The following is a 17,816-nucleotide window of genomic DNA, read 5'->3' as shown; positions in this document are numbered from 1 at the left end:
AAATTTAATTTACAAGATAAATCGTGTCGATAAGAAATTCGATTGTTGGTTCTCCACAATCGCATTGACGATATCTTTATTTGATTGAGTCGCTTTAGTGGCTACTACCGTCCGAATGGAGAACGAACGTAAAGCCGCTGTAACGGATAGTGTACCCTCTGCAGAATCTTTACGGCCGGTGAAAGGGAATGAATCCGGCCCACGTTGGCATTGTGCATTAATGTTCACACGAGAAACTTGGTTCACCGTTGCATCAATTAACTCTGAAATTTGGTTTACATCGGTTCCAAAAATCGCCACTTGTTGTCCGTGAGAGGATTCATGGATATAATCAATTGGCTCATCTAAGTTTTCGAATGGAACTACTGGAACCACGGGTCCAAATTGCTCTTCATGCCATACTTTCATTTTGCTATTAACTGGATACAATAAGGCAGGGAAAAAGATTGATTTGAAGTTCTCTCCACCATGTTCGTTCATCACTTTTGCGCCGTGTAACTTCGCATCTTCAATCAACTCAGTTAAATAAGCAGGTTTGTTCGGCTCAGGAAGAGGAGTGATTTGAACACCAGGTTCCCACATCATACCTAATTTAAGCGCTTCGATTTTCTTCGCTAACCCCTCGTTGAATTTATCAGCAAGTGATTTGTGAACGAAAATGATTTTTACCGCTGTGCAACGTTGTCCGTTGAATGAAAGTGAACCTAATAAACATTCATTGATTGCAGAATCTAGATCAGCACTTTCTGTTACGATAGCTGCATTCTTAGCATCCAAGCCTAAAATAGCCCGTAAACGGTTAACTTTTGGGTGCATTTTCTTTAATTTATCCGCTACTTTCGAGGAACCGATTAAGGTTAATACGTCAATTTTTCCGGATTCCATTAGCTGAGGAATTATGGAGTTTCCACGGCCATATAGTGTGTTGATAACACCTGCTGGGAATGAATCCTTAAATGCCTCTAATAAGGGATAATGTAATAAAGTACCGTGTTTGGGTGGTTTGAATAAAACGATATTACCCATGATTAAGGCAGGGATAAGCGTCGTAAAGGTTTCATTCAACGGGTAGTTGAATGGTCCCATACAAAGCACCACACCTAGTGGTGAGCGTCTCACTTGACCGATAATTCCCTCTTCTATTAAGAATGTAGAAGAAGTACGATCAATGTCTTTCAAAGCACCGATAGTATCGTAAATGTATTGAACGGTACGGTCAAATTCTTTTTGTGAGTCGCCTAGTGATTTACCAATCTCCCACATTAATAGTTTGACTACTTCGTCGCGCTTTTGAATCATTTTCTGCGTGAATTTCTCTACACATTCGATTCGTTGAGCAACTGTCATAGATGGCCATTCGCCACGGCCATTTGAATAAGCCTTAACACCAGCATACAAAACTTCCATCGCATCTGCAGCATCCGTGATAGGATAGGAGCCAATACGTTTTTGCTCGAAACCTTTGTCTGTTTTCACGTAGATAGGAGACCAAACGTCTTGAGTTTTGCCTTTCCATTGACGCATCTCGCCATTGACCAAATATTCTTTTTGTTCAATAGGTTGCGTAAGATCGTATTCTTTAGGGATTTCCCCAGCAACAGGGAAGAGGGTTTGTAAATTGCTTTCTGACATTATTTTGCTTATTAATTTTTACAAATTTCCGGATTTAGTACATTTCAAATAAATGACTGAATCAATTATTTAAATAGTGCAATGATTTTCCGGTTATTTACTAATATAAAGCCAAGAAATGCCAAAGATTACTCTTTTTTCAAAGGATATTTTCGTCTGATTTTATTGATAATGAACTTATTTTGTTCGGTAAAACTAGCTGGATGCAAAAGATTGAATGCATCAGACCAGCTTTTGAATACACTAGGTTCTGCGGCAGAAAAGCTAGTAAAACAGATGTTTTTCTGTGTTAGATATTCGCTAAATTCCATAAGTCCAATTTCTTTTTTTCGTCCACAATAAAACAAAAGCTAACAAAGATAACAAGGCGGCTAATAAAAATGGAATGGGAATTTGGCTAGCGACTCCTTGGTAAATTTCTCCAGAAACATAGGCGCCTATGCCGATTCCTGCCTCTAAAGCTATATACATGGTGGCCATGGCACGCCCCATGTGGTTTTTGTCTCCTAAATCATTTGTCCAAGCTGCTAAAGTAGGAGTGTTAAATCCCCAAGCAATTCCGTAAATGATGGCTGAAGTAATTAATAGATAAGAATTTGCTGTAAATACCAATAAAAACATGGATATGCTAAGCATAAAGCAGCCAAAAATTAACACAGGAATACGACCATATTGATCAGATGCTTTGGAAAAAAAGAAGCGAATGACGATCGAAGAAATAGTGTAAATAGTAAAGTACAAGCCTTTATTTGTCCAGCCCACGACTTTTGAGGTGTCAGGAATTAAGGTGATCATGGCTCCAGCAGAAAATGAAACAAATAACATCACCCAAAACACAGGGATAACTTTTGGTTCAAAAACATCTTTCCATCCAATGCGAAATAAAGATAAACTAAAACGAGATTTCATCGCCTTAGGTAAGGTCTCTTTCATACGACTTAAAATCACAATGGAGGCTAGGGCAAATAGGGAGGAAATGTAGAACATTTGATCTAAACCATAATGCGAGGCAAAAAAACTACCTATGGCCGGTCCAATCGACATGCCTGTGGCAGTAAAGATCCCTAAACTACCCTGTGCCTCTCCTCTGCGATCTTCCGGAATGACATCAGCTACATAAGCTGCTGTGGCTGTTGGTTTAGTTCCGGTAGACATTCCATGAATGAATCGTAAGAATAAAAAGCCCTGTACAGTATGCAAAAGAGGGTAGAGGCCGCCGCAAATGAAACAAACTAGCGAACCGAAAGCCATAATGGGAATTCGCCCGATATGGTCCGTTAATTTTCCGGAAAATGGACGAGAAAAGCCTGCTGCAAGAGTAAATAATGCAATCGTATAGCCGATGTATTCTTTCCCACCTAGACTCGCTAAATAATCCGGCAATTCCGGAATGATCATGGAAAAGCTAGCTGAAAATAAAAAGTTACTTAGGCAAAGTAAAAAGAACGATAAGGTATACAGTGACGGTTTTGTAGCGGTCATTTATAGATCTTCTTCTAACATGGTGGCGATTTCCTTTTTATTTAAACCTAATAAGAACGCGGGTAACAATATTAAATTACAAATCATGGCCATTAGGAGGGTGACAGAAACTAAAATCCCTAAAGCTTGTGTCCCTTTAAAAGTCGATGCAGTGAATATAAAGAAGCCAAAAAACAGAATCATCGCTGTATAAAACATAGAAACGCCAGTCTTCAAAATGGTTGTTTGAACCGCTTTTTGGATATTTTGATTGTTGTTAGCCCATTCTTCCTTGTACCGAGTCAAAAAATAAATAGTCCCATCACTCGAAATACCAAAAGCAATAGAGAAAATTAAAATGGTACTAGGTTTTAATGCAATACCAAAATAGCCCATCAATCCCGCTGTAATTATCAATGGAATTAAGCTAGGTAGCGTAGAAATTAACACCATTTTCCAAGATCTAAATAACAGTGCCATCAAAATACAAATCAATATGATAGCTGTGATGGTACTTTCAATCAGGTTGATTTGCAAGTATTCTGTTTGGAAAGCATAGATGACCGAATTACCTGTCACATCGGCTTGGTAACCTCTTTTATCTCCTACAGGTAATAATTCCCCCGTTTCGATATCTGTTCTAAAAATGCTATCTATTTTAGGCTGAATTTCATCAAATAAGGCTCTAGTGCGAACTGTGCCTGCATCCTGCATTTGGAAACTGATTCTTGTGAAGCGTTTATCTTTATCAATGAACCCGGCAAACTGAGTATTGTTTTTACCATCAAGGCTAGATTGGAAGTCTTTTAATTTAGCTAATTCATCGATACCTGGAAGTGTAAAGTATTTTGGGTCACCGCCTCGATAGACCTGATAAAGGTATTTCGTTGCGGTTAAAATGGATAACCCTTGTGTAAATTCAGGATACTTTGCTAGTAGTTTTTCAGTCCTTTTGATTTTGGCCAAAAGCTCCGGAGTCAATGCTCTTCCTTTCTCAAAAGCATCGATATTGATTTCAAATGGCATGACACCTTTGAATCGATCTTCCACAAATTTCAAATCAGTATAGATCGCATTGTCACGGGGTAAATCATCAACAATATAACCTACTGCCTGAATTTTACTTAGACCATAAAAGGAGATGACCAACACTATTGAAATGAAAATATAGATGAATTTTCTGTGATGCAGCACCCAAATATCAACCTGATTTAGAAATTTATTCACCCGAACAGATTCGAAATGTGCTAAATCTTTCTTTTTAGGAGGTGCTAAAAAGCTGAAGAATATGGGAATCAACACTAATGAGATGAAGAATGTAATCATCACATTCAAGGCTGCAACTATACCAAATTCAACCAATAAGGCAGATCCTGTAAAGGCAAATACACCGAAACCAATGGAAGTGGTTAAGTTGGCCAAAAACAAGGTCCTTCCTACTTTGGATGCACTTTCAATTAATGATTCCTCTTTTGTTTTACCCGCTAAATACGTTTCATGGTATTTATTTAATAGGAAAATAACATTTGGAATTCCGATTACCACAATGAGTGGAGGGATTAAACCAGATAAAAGGGTGATTTTAAATCCAAAGAATACGATGGTGGCTAAAGAGGCCACAATGCCCACTAATACGACAATATTCGCAAAGAATACCACCTGAAATGAACGGAAAAAGAATAGTAAGATAAGGGAAGTGACAACAATGGCTAGTACTAAAAATAAGCTAAGCTCTTTCGTTACCTGGCGAGTGTATTCCGTACGAATAAACGGCATACCTGTCATATGAACTGTATGGTGCGTATTTGATTGGTATTGTTCTCCCAGCGCTTTAATTTTCTGCACAAGTGTTATTCTGCTTTTATCATTAATGACTTTTTGATCCAAGGTTATTAGTAATAAATGCGTCTTTAAGTCTTCTGTGTACAAAAAGTTTTTGTAGATCGGTATTTGATTCAATTTGGTTTTAAATGCACTTAAATTGGCGGAATTTAAGGCTAGGGTTGAATCGAGTAATAACCGTGTTTTGAATTTTTTTTCTGTCGAGTCAAGGTATAATTCAGGAATACTGGCTAGCGAAAGTACATTTTTAATGCCCGCTTGTTTTTTGACCTCATTACTAAGATCACGCCAAGCTTTAAATTCAGCAGGGTTGAAAATTTGTGAATTTTCGACAGCAATAACCATGACAGCCCCATCTTCACCGTATTTCTTTTTAAATCCTTCATATAACTGAAAGCGTTCATCAGAGGCAGGAAGAATTTTGGCTAATTCGTAGCTCAATTGGATTTGACTGGCTTTGTAACCTAATCCAATGGTTAGCAAAAAGATGAATCCGATGAGAGGGAATTTATACTGTAGGATACTTTTTCCAATCCAATTCCAAGCGTTTTTCATAGATTATTTCATTAAGACCTCTGCTAATAGCAAATCTTCCGGAGTGGTGATTTTGATATTTTTATAAGATCCTTCTACTAGGTTAATGCGTATTCCAATAGCTTCTACCACCCGTGCATCATCAGTGAAATCATCCGAATAGTCTTGTTTGAAAGCCTCTTTTAGGTCTTTTACAGAAAAGATTTGAGGTGTTTGAATTAAACGGATCGCTTCTCGATTTAAATGTTCAAATGCGTCTTTTTTCGGTGAATAAAACCGAACAGAATCCTTTGATGCCACCGCTAAAACCGCATTCCCTTTTTCAACTGCAGATCGAAAACTGGCAGAAATCAGTGAGGGTTCTATTAAGGGTCTTACTCCGTCGTGTATAGCTACCATACCGTCCTCAAGCAAGGATTGAATAGCATTTTGGCTACTTTGAAATCGAGAGTCACCTCCGGCTACTAACCGGTGTGGAATAGGAGGGAGACCCGCCATAAGTGATTCCCAATAGTCAAACTGCTCAGCAGGTAATACCAGGATTATTTCTGTGGAAACATCTGCCTGATAAAAGGCAGCTAGCGTATGGTATAAAATGGGTTTGCCCTGCAAAAGCAAAAATTGCTTAGAGACCGTACTTTGCATTCGCTGACCGGAGCCCCCTGCGACAATGATAGCATATTTTTTCAAAGCAAACCCAATTAGTTCTATTAGATGATTAACATCACATCACCATAGGAGAAGAAACGATATTTCTCTTTAATGGCTTGTTTGTACGCCTCTGTAATTAATTCATGTCCCCCGAAAGCCGATGCCATCATTAATAGAATCGATTCTGGTAAATGGAAATTAGTTAACAAGGCTGTAGGAATTTTAAATTCGTATGGAGGGAAGATGAATTTATCTGTCCAGCTATTGATAGGCTTTAAGTGGCCGCTCGCTGATACAGATGACTCTAAAGCCTTCATTACCGTTGTTCCTACGGCTAATACTTGTTTTTTATTGTCAATAGCCTCGTTCACAAATTGGCAAGTCGAATCATCGATCATGAAATGTTCTGAGTCGGTTTTGTGTTTGGTCAAATCTTCCACATCCACCTGACGGAATGTACCTAAGCCTACGTGAAGAGTAATGGGTGTAAATTGTGCCCCATTCAACTCCATGCGCTTCATGATAATTTTTGAGAAGTGTAATCCGGCCGTTGGGGCCGCTACTGCACCTACGTGCTCCGCATAAATCGTTTGAAAACGTTCGCGATCGTCATCAGTAGCCTTTCTTTTTGAACGAATCTCATCCGGAAGTGGAGTTTCTCCCAGTTCGTGGATAGCCTGCATTAAAGCATCGTGATCCCCATCATATAAAAAACGAATGGTACGTCCGCGAGAAGTTGTATTATCAATAACTTCAGCAACTAAGTCAGAATCACCAAAATATAATTTATTGCCTACTCGTATTTTACGAGCTGGATCTACTAATACATCCCAAAGACGGTGTTCTCTATTCAATTCACGTAATAAAAATACCTCGATTTGAGCGCCTGTTTTCTCTTTGTTACCATACAAACGAGCAGGAAATACCTTTGTATTGTTTGTTACTAATACATCACCCTCACCGAAATAATCGATGATATCAGTGAACTTCTTATGTTCAATGGTTTTATTCTTACGATTAACCACCATCATGCGCGCATCTTCGCGATTCTCAGTAGGGTTAAGTGCAATTAAGTTTTGTGGTAAATCAAATCTGAATTCAGATAATTTCATTCTCAGCGGGTTTGAATAGTTATAATTTACAAATATACCATATTGATGGGGGGCTTGTCAAGGTAAATTTTTGAAACAATCTAGAATCTGCGTAGTTTACCCCTTTAAGATACATAGGGGATGAAAAAAGTTTCGATATTTTGGTTTAGGCGCGATTTAAGAATAGAAGACAATCATGGATTATTCCAAGCTTTGTCCCAAGCAGAGCCAGTGCTGCCTCTCTTTATATTTGATTCGAACATTCTAGCTCGTTTGCCCTCTAAAAAGGATGGGAGAGTGGAGTTTATTCACGAATCGATCTCTCAATTGAGTGAAATGATTGGACGACACTTGTGCGTAAAACAAGGCGATCCCCTAGCGATTTTTAAAGAGTTGCTAGCTGAATGGGACGTAGTTCGAATTTATACGAATCATGATTATGAACGGTATGGAATAGATCGCGATGCTGCGATTAGCACTTTGGCAAACGAAAGCGGTATCGAATTTTGCACATTTAAGGACCAAGTGGTATTTGAGAAAGACGAAGTATTGTCTGGAGCAGGTACACCTTATACCGTTTTTACGCCTTATTCACGTAAGTGGAAAGCCATATTAGCGGAGACTTCGCTTCCTAATTTTCATTCATCGGCTAGTACAAATTATATATCCGATACCTTTACCATACCATCATTAGAAGATATTGGTTTTCAACCGTCAGGTTTAGTTTTCCCCCAGGCTACTGTTGCGGATGAATTAATTAAAGCCTATGGTCAGGATCGTGATTTTCCTGCCAAACCAGGAACTTCTAGACTATCAGTGCATCTGCGTTTTGGAACGGTTTCGATTCGCGCTTTGGTTCGCCAGGCATTGGGTAAATCGGAGGTATGGTTGAATGAATTGATTTGGCGTGATTTCTACTTTAATATACTACATCATTTTCCTCACATCTCCGAAAAACACTCCTTTAGAAAGGAGTACGATCGAATGAATTGGCGCAATAACGAAGATGAATTTAAAGCATGGTGCGAAGGAAAGACGGGTTATCCGATTGTGGATGCAGGAATGCGAGAACTGAATGCTACAGGCTTTATGCATAATAGAGTTCGAATGATTGTTGCAAGCTTTTTAGTGAAGCACTTATTAATAGATTGGCGCTGGGGCGAAGCTTATTTTGCAGAAAAACTGTTAGATTTTGATTTCGCTGCGAATAATGGAGGTTGGCAGTGGGCGGCTGGTTCCGGTTGTGATGCGGCTCCTTATTTTAGAGTTTTTAATCCCACTTTGCAGACACAAAAGTTTGATCAATCTTTGGCTTATATCAAAAAATGGGTGCCAGAATTGCAAGAATTGACGTATCCTGCACCTATCGTTAACCACGAATTCGCTCGGGTTCGTGTATTAGCTGCTTATAAAGACGCTCTGGGGAAGTAGATTTTCTTCCCTTGTATGCTGTAATCGATTAAGTCGATAGTTAAAAAACCTATCTTTAGGTTGACCTGAATTTTCAAGGGGACTTGGTATTCATCATCACTAATCCAAAGACGAATAGCATCCTCCTCTTTAAATAAATTGTTTTTAGGTAACAATATGTTTGTTTTGATGCTAGCCTTTTTACCTGCTTCGGTATCGATAGTTTCTTTGGCTTTGACCACTAAAACTAATTCGTAAATCTTACTATCTACTAATACTTGAGCGGACCATCTAGAACCAGGCTTCTTGTCTGCTACGGGTTTACTGCGCAAGAAATAATAGGCTGAAATGAGATCTAGTAAATCTTTAGGTCCCGATATGGTACTGGACACCGGTTTATTTTGTGGAGAGGTGATTTTTGCAAAACCTTTGTCCATTTGATATAGTACCGTTTCTTCTTTGCGGTAACGTCCTTCGCGTTTACGCATTTCGGTCCGTATGGGAAATAAAGTTTTTGTATCGATTTGAGCAGACCAATAGTCTCTCAGTGGACTAAATAATTCAAGCATCCCTGTTGTTTTGCCCTCTATTTCAACCTTTCTAACCGTTTGATTATCTAAAACACTCGTTCCTGTACTGCTCTTAATCGTTGCTTCTGCTGCATTGATGAATCCTAAATGTATTCGGTATTTTAAATTTTCTCCTGCAATCAAGGCATTATTTTCTTGCCCGAAAAGGTTCAAGCAAGTACATAAGAATAGAAAAATAACAAGAGACTGATTTTTCATGACAAAGCACAATATATTATCAATTGTTTGTATAAAAAATTAGAGGCAATTTTCTATTTTTGTATAGGCCAAATGATTAAACAAATATAGTCGATTGCCCTATAAATATTTAGATAAAAAACGAAAATGGCGAAACAAGCTAGTGATGCGCAAGGCCTAGCGGCTGAAAAGTTAAAAGCTTTACAAACAACGTTAGAAAAATTAGATAAAGCGTACGGTAAAGGTACCGTTATGCGTTTATCAGATAGTAAAGTGATGGATGTTCCTGTCATTTCAACAGGTTCATTAGGATTAGACTTAGCCTTAGGAATTGGTGGTGTGCCTAGAGGTCGTGTGGTTGAAATTTACGGTCCTGAATCCTCAGGTAAAACAACTTTGACATTACACATGATTGCTGAAGCCCAGAAAGCAGGAGGTTTAGCTGCTTTCGTTGATGCTGAACACGCTTTTGATCGTTCTTATGCAGAGAAGTTAGGTATTGATTGCGAGAACCTATTAATTTCACAACCAGATAATGGTGAGCAAGCACTAGAAATTGCAGAACATTTAATTTCCTCAGGAGCCATTGATATCATTGTGATTGACTCGGTGGCTGCTTTAGTTCCTAAAGCGGAGATAGAGGGCGAGATGGGAGATTCTAAAATGGGTCTTCAAGCTCGATTGATGTCACAAGCATTACGAAAATTAACAGGTACTATTAATAAGACCGGTTGTTGCTGCATCTTTATTAACCAATTACGCGATAAAATCGGGGTAATGTTTGGATCACCAGAGACAACTACTGGAGGTAATGCACTTAAATTTTATGCCTCAGTACGTTTAGATATACGTCGTGCGGGTCAAATCAAAGAGAGTGCAGATTCGATTACAGGTAATAGAACACGAGTAAAAGTAGTCAAGAATAAATTAGCGCCTCCTTTCAAGGTTGTTGAGTTCGACATCATGTATGGCGAAGGTATTTCGAAAGCAGGGGAGATTTTGGATTTAGGTGTTGATTTAAATGTCATCGACAAATCAGGATCTTGGTTCTCTTATAATGGAAATCGCTTAGGTCAAGGTCGTGACGCGGTGAAAGACTTGATCAAGGATAATCCTGAATTAATGGAGGAGTTAGAGGCTAAGATTAAAGATAAAGTGAAAGTAGATGACAGTGCGCTGATTGATAAAGATGCAGTGGCTGAATAAGCGACACACAAGTGAATAAAAAAAGCGGCTAAGAAATTAGTCGCTTTTTTTATGATTGAACTCCTTTGAGATTGAATCGAGTAAAGAGGTTTCGAATGGTCTTTTCGACATTTTGGTCTATTTCCATCGCCTCGGATACAGCTTGTACTGCATGTATTACTGTACTATGATCTCGTCCGCCAAAATGGTAACCAATCGACTTTAAAGGTAAATTTGTTAATTCCTTTAGCATGTACATGGCTATTTGGCGCGGGAATACATTTTCTTTTTTGCGGCATTTCCCACGTAAAGTTTCTAAATCCACATCAAAGTGATTTGTAACCACGTCCAAAATACTTTCTACACTTAACTCTTTTTCTTGTTCGTTAACAATACTTTTTAGAGTAGACTTAGCTAATTCTAAATCAATCTCTTTACGTGTAAGTGAGGCTTGTGCCATTAAAGAAATAATAACACCCTCTAGCTCACGAACGTTAGTTTGAATCGAATGGGCTAGGTATTCTAATACATCAAAATCGATTTGTATTCCATCTTCCTGTAGTTTCTTTTGAATGATGGCAATTCTTGTTTCGAAATCCGGTTGCTGTAAATCAGCCGTTAATCCCCATTTAAAACGAGATAATAAGCGATCTTCCATTCCAGCTAAGTCTCTAGGAGCGCGGTCTGATGAAAGAATGATTTGTTTTCCCGATTGATGTAGGTGATTGAAGATATTAAAGAATGTTTCTTGTGTCTTCTCTTTACCAGATAAGAATTGAACATCGTCAATGATCAATACATCTACCTGTAAATAGAAATTAGTGAATGCCTCGATGGAATTATTTCGGATGGCATTGACAAATTGATTGGTAAACTTCTCTGTAGAAACGTATAAAACAAATTTATCTGGAAACGAATCTTTGATTTGATTACCTATCGCCTGAATTAAGTGAGTCTTTCCTAAGCCAACACCTCCATATATCATTAAGGGGTTAAAGGCAGTTAAACCTGGTTTGTTAGCAACGGCCATACCTGCCGCGCGACCCAGGCGATTGCAATCACCCTCAATAAATTTGTCAAAAGTATATTTTGGAATTAAATAAGAATCTAATTCTAATGAATCTAAATTTTTGAGCTCAAATGGGCTCTTAGCAGGGTTAGGGAAATTACTTCCTTTATCGGTTGAATTTTGTCCTTGCTTAGTCGGCGGAAGATTAAATGTGATGGGAGGATTCTTGCGATCGCCCTTGTCGATCACGATGGAATACTCTAACATACCTTGACGTCCGATGGTAAGATCAATTGCTTTCCGTAAATCCGAAACGTGCTTCTCTTCAAGCCATTCGTAGAAGAACTGCGATGGGACTTGTATAGTTAACGTGTTGTTTTGGAATTTAAGCGGAACAATCGGTGCAAACCAAGTTGCGAAACTTTGTTCTGTAATATCATTTTTGATGATATTCAGGCATTGATTCCACAAGTCTCTAACTTCGATTTGCATTAATATTTTAGGTCAAACAGTTCTTAGGGTGAATTTTTGAGGAATTCACCTGGGAAAATATGTTTATAAGTTTCTACTGGTTCTGTACTAAGAAAACGGTAACTATTTTTCTTAAGCGGGGAGACAAAAATAGTAAAATAAGATGTCGTTCCAAATTTGAAAACGAAAATAAATCCAGTTTTTTTGCGAAAAAAAATGAACAAATATTTGCTTCTAAAAATTGTTCAAATTAAGTGTAGTTAAATCATTCTTTTACTTGAAAAAGTATAAGAAAATTATTTAACTACCAGAAGCGAGTTGGGAATAATTGTAATCTCTACGCTATCATTTTCAAGTACCAAACTTTCTCCATCTAAATGATACGGGATTCCTTTTGGGGCATGGAATTGCAAGGATTTGACCGTTTTAATGTTCACCAATGGATGTAAATGTAACTTTTTGCGAAATAGACTTATTCCAAGATGCACTAATTGTAGAGTTGTGCCTGGATTTATTTGGATAACCTCTAATAGACCATCTTGTAAATCTGATTCAGGTGATATGTAGGCATTATTTCCAAATTGATTGGCATTGGCGACGGTGAAAGAGAATATGGGACCTAATTCATCTATAATAACTGGACGGTAAGTAATAAGTGACACAAAAGTAGAATAGATATAATTAATAAAACCTCGTTTTCCTCTTAGGGCAAAATTTGCCGCAACAGTGGCATCAAATCCAATACCAGCGGTACAAAAAAACATTCGATTGTTCCACTTTGCTGAATCAATGGTTATCAACGTTCCAGTTAGGGCTCGTTCTAGTGCCATTTCAAAAGATAAGGGGATTCCTAAATGCCTTGCTAAGCCATTGCCTGATCCCATAGGTATAATTCCTAACGGGATATGGCTGTATAAAAGAGTGGATGCGACTTCGTTAATTGTTCCATCACCACCTATGGCGATGATTTTAGTAGCCCCCTCGTTGATGGCTTTTTGAGTTAATTCTTTCGCATGATTTACCTTTTCTGTTAGCCAAACCTTAGCCGTAGGAATAGCTTCCAGAACCGTTCGTATTCGTGCCCGTTTTTGAGGAGAATTAGTTCCTGCATTCGGATTTAGAATAAAATGAATCATGGGAATAAATTAGATACCCACAAAAATAGAATCAAAATTTGGTTTAATTTTACAAAAAATGATCAAACTATGTTAGAAGTAGGTAACTCGTATGAAATTGAGTTCTCATTCACTCAAGAACAAGTGAATGATTTCTGTAAAATATCAGGGGATTTTAATCCATTGCATTGGGATGAGGCCTATGCAGCCAACACTCCATTTAAAAAACCCATCATTCATGGCGCATTAATTGCGAGTGTTTTCTCTCGTGTGATGGGTATGGAGTTTCCTGGAGAGGGGAGTGTCTACCTAAAGCAGGTCTCTGAGTTTAAGCGACCACTTTATGTGGGATTGACCTATAAAGCCAAGTTTGAAATTGTAAGTACGAATCCAGCCAAGCACACGGCTGAAATTTCAACCCAAGTCTTTGAATTAGAACGTGGTAAATTAATGGTAGATGGCCTAGCATCAGCCATGCATGCTGAATTGTTTTAACATAAAAAAAGCCCAATGAAAATTGGGCTTTTTTTATCAAAGAGGGGAAAAATTATTTTCCTGAGTTTTTCTTGTTTTGAACTTCAGTACGAATTTCTTGTGCTAAAGTTTTCAATTGTTGTAAACCACCTCTTACGCGAGTACCAGCTGCTTGATTTCCTTTATCGTAGAATTTTTCGAAATCTCCTTCTAAAGATAAAATTAAGTCCTTTACTTGTGCAAATCTACTCATGATAATTTGTTTTTTAGGTTGTGTAAATAATATTAGATTGTCTTTATGCCCTTAAATGAGCTTTAATAAGCGAAATTTAGTAAAAAACTTGTTCTGTGCAAATTAAAATCAAGAAAAAACAGAAAAAAAATTCAAAAAAATCCAATTTTCACAAAAAAATACCGGTTAATCAATCAATTATTGCGCGTAGTAGCCTGATTTCAATCTTTTTTGAACTTCAGCAAAACAGTCGCAAGTATATTCAATATCTGCTAAGCTGTGAGATGAGGTAGGAATGATTCTTAACATGATTTGGCCCTTAGGTACTACCGGATAAACAACTATACTACAGAAGATACCCATGTTTTCACGTAAGTCACGGACTAATTTCGTAACGGCTGCAATATCATAATCACCATGTAAGAATACGGGAGTTACCGGAGATTGAGTTTCTCCGATATCAAAACCTTTATCTTTCAAACCTTTTTGTAAAGCACGAACATTTGCCCAAAGTGTTTCTCTTAATTCTGGGTGTTTCTTAATTAGTTCTAAGCGCTTCATTCCACCTATCACAAAGGGCATTGGCAATGCTTTCGCATAAGTTTGAGAACGCATATTGTATTTTAAATACATGATAATCTCCTTAGGTGCAGCTACAAAGGCTCCGATAGCTGCCATTGATTTTGCAAAAGTGGAGAAATATAAGTCAATTCCTTCCGTACAGTTCAAGTATTCACCTACCCCTTTTCCATTGTCACCCATCGTTCCAAAACCGTGTGCATCATCTACTAGCATACGGAAATTGAAGTCTTTTTTCATTTCCACAATCTTGTCTAATGATCCTACTTTTCCAGACATCCCGAAAACACCTTCCGTAATGACTAAAATACCTCCACCTGTTTCGTTTGTAATTTTAGTTGCTCGCTCTAAGTTTTTACGCAATGAATCCATGTCATTGTGGTTGAACTTATAGTATTGGCCCATTTTAGCTTTGTGAAGACGAATACCATCGATTAAACAAGCGTGAGATTCTGCATCATACACAATCACATCTTTGTGATCCACCATACATTCGATAACAGACATGACCCCTTGGTAACCATAGTTTAACAAGAACGCATCTTCTTTTCCTACGAATTCAGCTAATTGACGTTCAAATTCTTCATGTTCGTCTGTGTTACCCGACATCATACGCGCACCCATGGGGTAAGCTAAGCCATATTTTGCGGTAGCGTCTGCATCTGCTTTTCTAACTTCTGGATGATTCGCTAGTCCTAAATAATTATTTAATGACCAGTTTAACATTTCTTTGCCCATGAAAGTCATTCGTGGGCCTAATTCGCCTGTTAATTTGGGGAATGAAAAATAATGATGGGAATAATGTGCATGTGCACCGATTGGCCCCATGTTATTAGCTACCTTCTCGAAAATATCCACTGTTAGTATACGTTTTATTGAAAAAATCTTTAAATAATCACAAAGTTAAATTATATTTTTATTATCACAATGTTAGTAAATCATCCGATTCTATTAATTTGTCATTTCATTTCAAAACTTACCTGTATGACCAAGTATTTTTTTCTCCTTTTGTTGTCTTTCTCTGCTTTTACTCAAAGTACAAAAAAACCTGTCATTGAGGGAAAACAAGGTATGGTAGTTTCTACGCATCCCGCCGCATCTGAAATTGGTTTAGCCATTTTGAAAAAAGGGGGCAATGCGATTGATGCTGCTGTTGCAGTTAATTTCGCCTTAGCTGTTTGCCATCCCTCTGCGGGAAATATTGGTGGAGGTGGATTCCTTGTTTACAGGGATAAGGAAGGAAATGTAAAAGCGTTAGATTACCGCGAGAAAGCGCCAGCTGCAGCCTCCAGAGACATGTATTTAGATACTGAGGGTAAAATTATCCCAGGCAAAAGCATGACAGGTATTTTCTCCGTTGGAGTTCCAGGGACAGTGGCTGGTATGCAAGAGATGCATGATAAATTAGGGCGTTTACCATGGGCCGTTTTATTGCAGCCTGCGGTTGAATTAGCTAGAGTTGGTTTAGTTTTAACAGAAAAGGAAGCCAGAGGTTTAAACCGATTAAGAGCTGAATTTATCAAAGAGAATCCAGGTAAAAATTATTTGTTATCCGAGGAGGGGAAAGAGTGGAAAGTAGGTGATTTGTTGATTCAATCAGATCTGGCCAATACATTGGAATTGATTTTAAAGAAGAAAGCAAAAGGGTTTTATACGGGTCAAACGGCTGATTTTATTGTAAAAGAGATGAATGGTCAGCATGGTTTGATTACTAAACAAGATTTAAAGAATTATCAAGCAGTTTGGCGTACACCTATTAAAAGTAAATACAAGAATTACCAAATTATTGGAATGCCACCGCCAAGTAGTGGTGGTGTGGCTTTAGCACAACTTTTGCAAATGGTAGCTCCCTATTCTCTCCATAAGTGGGGCCCTACATCTGATTCGACAATTCAAGTAATGGTAGAAGCAGAGAGACGCGTATATGCAGATCGGTCTAACTGGTTAGGAGATCCGGATTTTGTCAAAGTTCCTGTTAACGAATTAATCGATTCCGCCTATTCCGCGTCTCGAATGGCTTCGATGAATTTTACCCAAGCAACGAAGAGTGCTGATATTCAAGCAGGTGCTTTTCCTGGATATGAAAGCCCCGAAACAACACATTACAGTATTGTAGATAAGGAGGGTAATGCCGTTTCCATTACCACGACCTTAAATAATTCCTATGGATCTAAGGTGTTTGTAGGCGGCGCAGGTTTCCTACTTAATGATGAAATGGATGATTTTTCTGCCAAAGCAGGTGCACCCAATCTTTACGGTTTAATCGGTTCCAAGGCGAATGAAATTCAACCCAATAAGCGAATGCTTTCGAGTATGACTCCTACGATTGTGGAAGAGGATGGTCAATTAAAGATGGTCGTAGGAACGCCAGGCGGCTCTACCATTATTACAAGTGTCTTTCAGGTAGTGTTGAATACCTTAGAAATGGGGATGAATATGCAGCAAGCGGTGGAATATCCTCGTTTTCATCACCAATGGATGCCAGAGAAAATTACGGCAGAGCCAAAGCGTTTTTCAGAAGAACAACAAATTCGTCTGCAAGAGAAAGGCTACACTTTTGCTCCTGTTTCAGCCATTGGTTTAGTAGAGGGGATATTAGTGCTACCTAATGGGAACCTGCAAGGTGGTGCAGATTCCCGTGGGGATGATACGGTGTCAGCCTATTGAAATAGGGTAGCGACGAAATAAGCGGCAGCGGCAGCTGCCGCACCTATGGAGGTTACTTTTAATGATCCAATGATGGGGTTTTGACCGGTTACTTTACTCTTGAAATAGCCAAATACCAATAAAGCCAAAATAGTTACTTCCGCTGAGTAGATTAAACCGTCCTGAGGTTTTTCAACGTAGAAATAGGGTAGAAGTGGAATGAAACCACCCACAATATATGATATTCCAATAGTAAGGGCTGAGTTTCTGGCGCGATTAGGGTTTGGACGTTCCAATCCTAATTCGAATCTCATCATAAAGTCCACCCATTTGTCTTTATCCTTGGAAATGCATTCTACGACGATTTCTTGTGCTTCTGGGCTCAATCCATAATCTGCAAATACATCTCTGATTTCTTGTTTTTCTCTCTCTGGTACACGCTCAACTTCCTCGTATTCGCGTTTCAATTCTGACTCGTAGTGCTCTTGCTCTGTTTGGCCGGCTAAATAACCACCCAGTCCCATGGCTATAGAACCAGCTACGATTTCTGCGACTCCTGCAGTAGTTACTATGCTTGCTGATGCTACTGCACCAGAAAGTCCAGCTGCTAAGGCAAAGGGTACTGTCAAGCCATCTGACATCCCGATTACGATATCCGTAATGAAGTCAGAACTTTTTAAATGTTGTTCATGTAAATGATGATCGTGTGAATTCATA

At 38.5% G+C, this 17,816-nt stretch carries 16 protein-coding genes; 4 read left to right on the top strand and 12 right to left on the bottom strand.

Annotation, left to right across the window (positions count from 1 at the left end; all coding sequences use genetic code 11):
- Nucleotides 1-9 precede the first annotated feature (9 nt).
- From SKC37_RS04515 to queA, 6 genes are all read right to left on the bottom strand, one after another.
- Nucleotides 10-1,632 carry an NADP-dependent glyceraldehyde-3-phosphate dehydrogenase gene (locus SKC37_RS04515; RefSeq protein WP_377980309.1) on the bottom strand — a complete coding sequence of 541 codons (1,623 nt, stop codon included), beginning with the start codon at nucleotides 1,630-1,632 and terminating at the stop codon, nucleotides 10-12.
- 128 nt (nucleotides 1,633-1,760) lie between these two features.
- Nucleotides 1,761-1,943 carry a hypothetical protein gene (locus tag SKC37_RS04510; protein WP_377980308.1) on the bottom strand — a complete coding sequence of 61 codons (183 nt, stop codon included), beginning with the start codon at nucleotides 1,941-1,943 and terminating at the stop codon, nucleotides 1,761-1,763.
- Nucleotides 1,933-3,114, bottom strand: coding sequence for an MFS transporter (locus SKC37_RS04505; RefSeq protein ID WP_377980307.1), 1,182 nt, complete (start codon nucleotides 3,112-3,114; stop codon nucleotides 1,933-1,935). The genes SKC37_RS04510 and SKC37_RS04505 overlap by 11 nt, the downstream gene beginning before the upstream one ends.
- Nucleotides 3,115-5,490, bottom strand: a complete 2,376-nt coding sequence (locus SKC37_RS04500; protein WP_377980306.1) for an efflux RND transporter permease subunit — start codon at nucleotides 5,488-5,490, stop codon at nucleotides 3,115-3,117. It lies immediately after the preceding gene.
- A gap of 3 nt (nucleotides 5,491-5,493) precedes the next feature.
- A complete protein-coding gene (locus SKC37_RS04495) occupies nucleotides 5,494-6,159 on the bottom strand; it encodes a 2-C-methyl-D-erythritol 4-phosphate cytidylyltransferase (protein ID WP_377980305.1) in 666 nt (221 codons plus the stop codon).
- A 20-nt stretch (nucleotides 6,160-6,179) separates the two neighbouring features.
- On the bottom strand, nucleotides 6,180-7,232 hold the full coding sequence (gene queA, locus SKC37_RS04490) for a tRNA preQ1(34) S-adenosylmethionine ribosyltransferase-isomerase QueA (protein ID WP_377980304.1): 1,053 nt from the start codon (nucleotides 7,230-7,232) through the stop codon (nucleotides 6,180-6,182).
- A gap of 120 nt (nucleotides 7,233-7,352) precedes the next feature.
- Here queA and SKC37_RS04485 point away from each other — a divergent pair, with 120 nt between their 5' ends.
- Complete coding sequence (locus tag SKC37_RS04485; RefSeq protein ID WP_377980303.1) at nucleotides 7,353-8,642, top strand: cryptochrome/photolyase family protein; 1,290 nt, start codon at nucleotides 7,353-7,355, stop codon at nucleotides 8,640-8,642.
- On the opposite strand, the gene SKC37_RS04480 is transcribed toward SKC37_RS04485, so the two are convergent.
- Nucleotides 8,618-9,409, bottom strand: coding sequence for a DUF3108 domain-containing protein (locus SKC37_RS04480; RefSeq protein ID WP_377980302.1), 792 nt, complete (start codon nucleotides 9,407-9,409; stop codon nucleotides 8,618-8,620). The genes SKC37_RS04485 and SKC37_RS04480 overlap by 25 nt on opposite strands.
- A 126-nt stretch (nucleotides 9,410-9,535) precedes the next feature.
- Here SKC37_RS04480 and recA point away from each other — a divergent pair, with 126 nt between their 5' ends.
- Nucleotides 9,536-10,594, top strand: coding sequence for a recombinase RecA (gene recA, locus SKC37_RS04475; RefSeq protein ID WP_377980301.1), 1,059 nt, complete (start codon nucleotides 9,536-9,538; stop codon nucleotides 10,592-10,594).
- Between the two features lie 49 nt (nucleotides 10,595-10,643).
- Here recA and dnaA read toward each other — a convergent pair whose 3' ends face one another.
- Both dnaA and SKC37_RS04465 read right to left on the bottom strand, forming a co-directional pair.
- Complete coding sequence (gene dnaA / locus SKC37_RS04470) at nucleotides 10,644-12,074, bottom strand: chromosomal replication initiator protein DnaA (protein ID WP_377980300.1); 1,431 nt, start codon at nucleotides 12,072-12,074, stop codon at nucleotides 10,644-10,646.
- Nucleotides 12,075-12,349: 275 nt separating this feature from the next.
- Entirely contained in the window at nucleotides 12,350-13,189 is an 840-nt protein-coding gene (locus SKC37_RS04465) for a diacylglycerol/lipid kinase family protein (RefSeq protein ID WP_377980299.1), read from the bottom strand.
- 69 nt (nucleotides 13,190-13,258) lie between these two features.
- On the opposite strand from SKC37_RS04465, the gene SKC37_RS04460 reads away from it, so the two are divergent.
- Complete coding sequence (locus SKC37_RS04460; protein ID WP_377980298.1) at nucleotides 13,259-13,663, top strand: MaoC family dehydratase; 405 nt, start codon at nucleotides 13,259-13,261, stop codon at nucleotides 13,661-13,663.
- 52 nt (nucleotides 13,664-13,715) lie between these two features.
- On the opposite strand, the gene SKC37_RS04455 is transcribed toward SKC37_RS04460, so the two are convergent.
- Both SKC37_RS04455 and SKC37_RS04450 read right to left on the bottom strand, forming a co-directional pair.
- Nucleotides 13,716-13,895 (bottom strand): histone H1, encoded by a 180-nt coding sequence (locus SKC37_RS04455; protein WP_223130792.1) that lies wholly within the window; start codon nucleotides 13,893-13,895, stop codon nucleotides 13,716-13,718.
- A gap of 177 nt (nucleotides 13,896-14,072) precedes the next feature.
- Nucleotides 14,073-15,311: an aminotransferase class I/II-fold pyridoxal phosphate-dependent enzyme gene (locus SKC37_RS04450; RefSeq protein WP_377980297.1), complete on the bottom strand. Its 1,239-nt coding sequence runs from the start codon at nucleotides 15,309-15,311 to the stop codon at nucleotides 14,073-14,075.
- A 126-nt stretch (nucleotides 15,312-15,437) separates the two neighbouring features.
- Between SKC37_RS04450 and ggt the strand changes: the two genes are divergently transcribed.
- Nucleotides 15,438-17,120, top strand: coding sequence for a gamma-glutamyltransferase (ggt, locus tag SKC37_RS04445; protein WP_377980296.1), 1,683 nt, complete (start codon nucleotides 15,438-15,440; stop codon nucleotides 17,118-17,120).
- On the opposite strand, the gene SKC37_RS04440 is transcribed toward ggt, so the two are convergent.
- On the bottom strand, nucleotides 17,114-17,815 hold the full coding sequence (locus tag SKC37_RS04440; protein ID WP_377980295.1) for a VIT1/CCC1 transporter family protein: 702 nt from the start codon (nucleotides 17,813-17,815) through the stop codon (nucleotides 17,114-17,116). The genes ggt and SKC37_RS04440 overlap by 7 nt on opposite strands.
- Between the last annotated feature and the right edge of the window lies 1 nt (nucleotide 17,816).

Source organism: Aquirufa esocilacus (assembly GCF_042715595.1).
Lineage (GTDB): Bacteria > Bacteroidota > Bacteroidia > Cytophagales > Spirosomataceae > Aquirufa > Aquirufa esocilacus.
The sequence above is the reverse complement of the archived record's forward strand: the minus strand, read 5'-3'. Positions and strand labels throughout refer to the sequence as shown.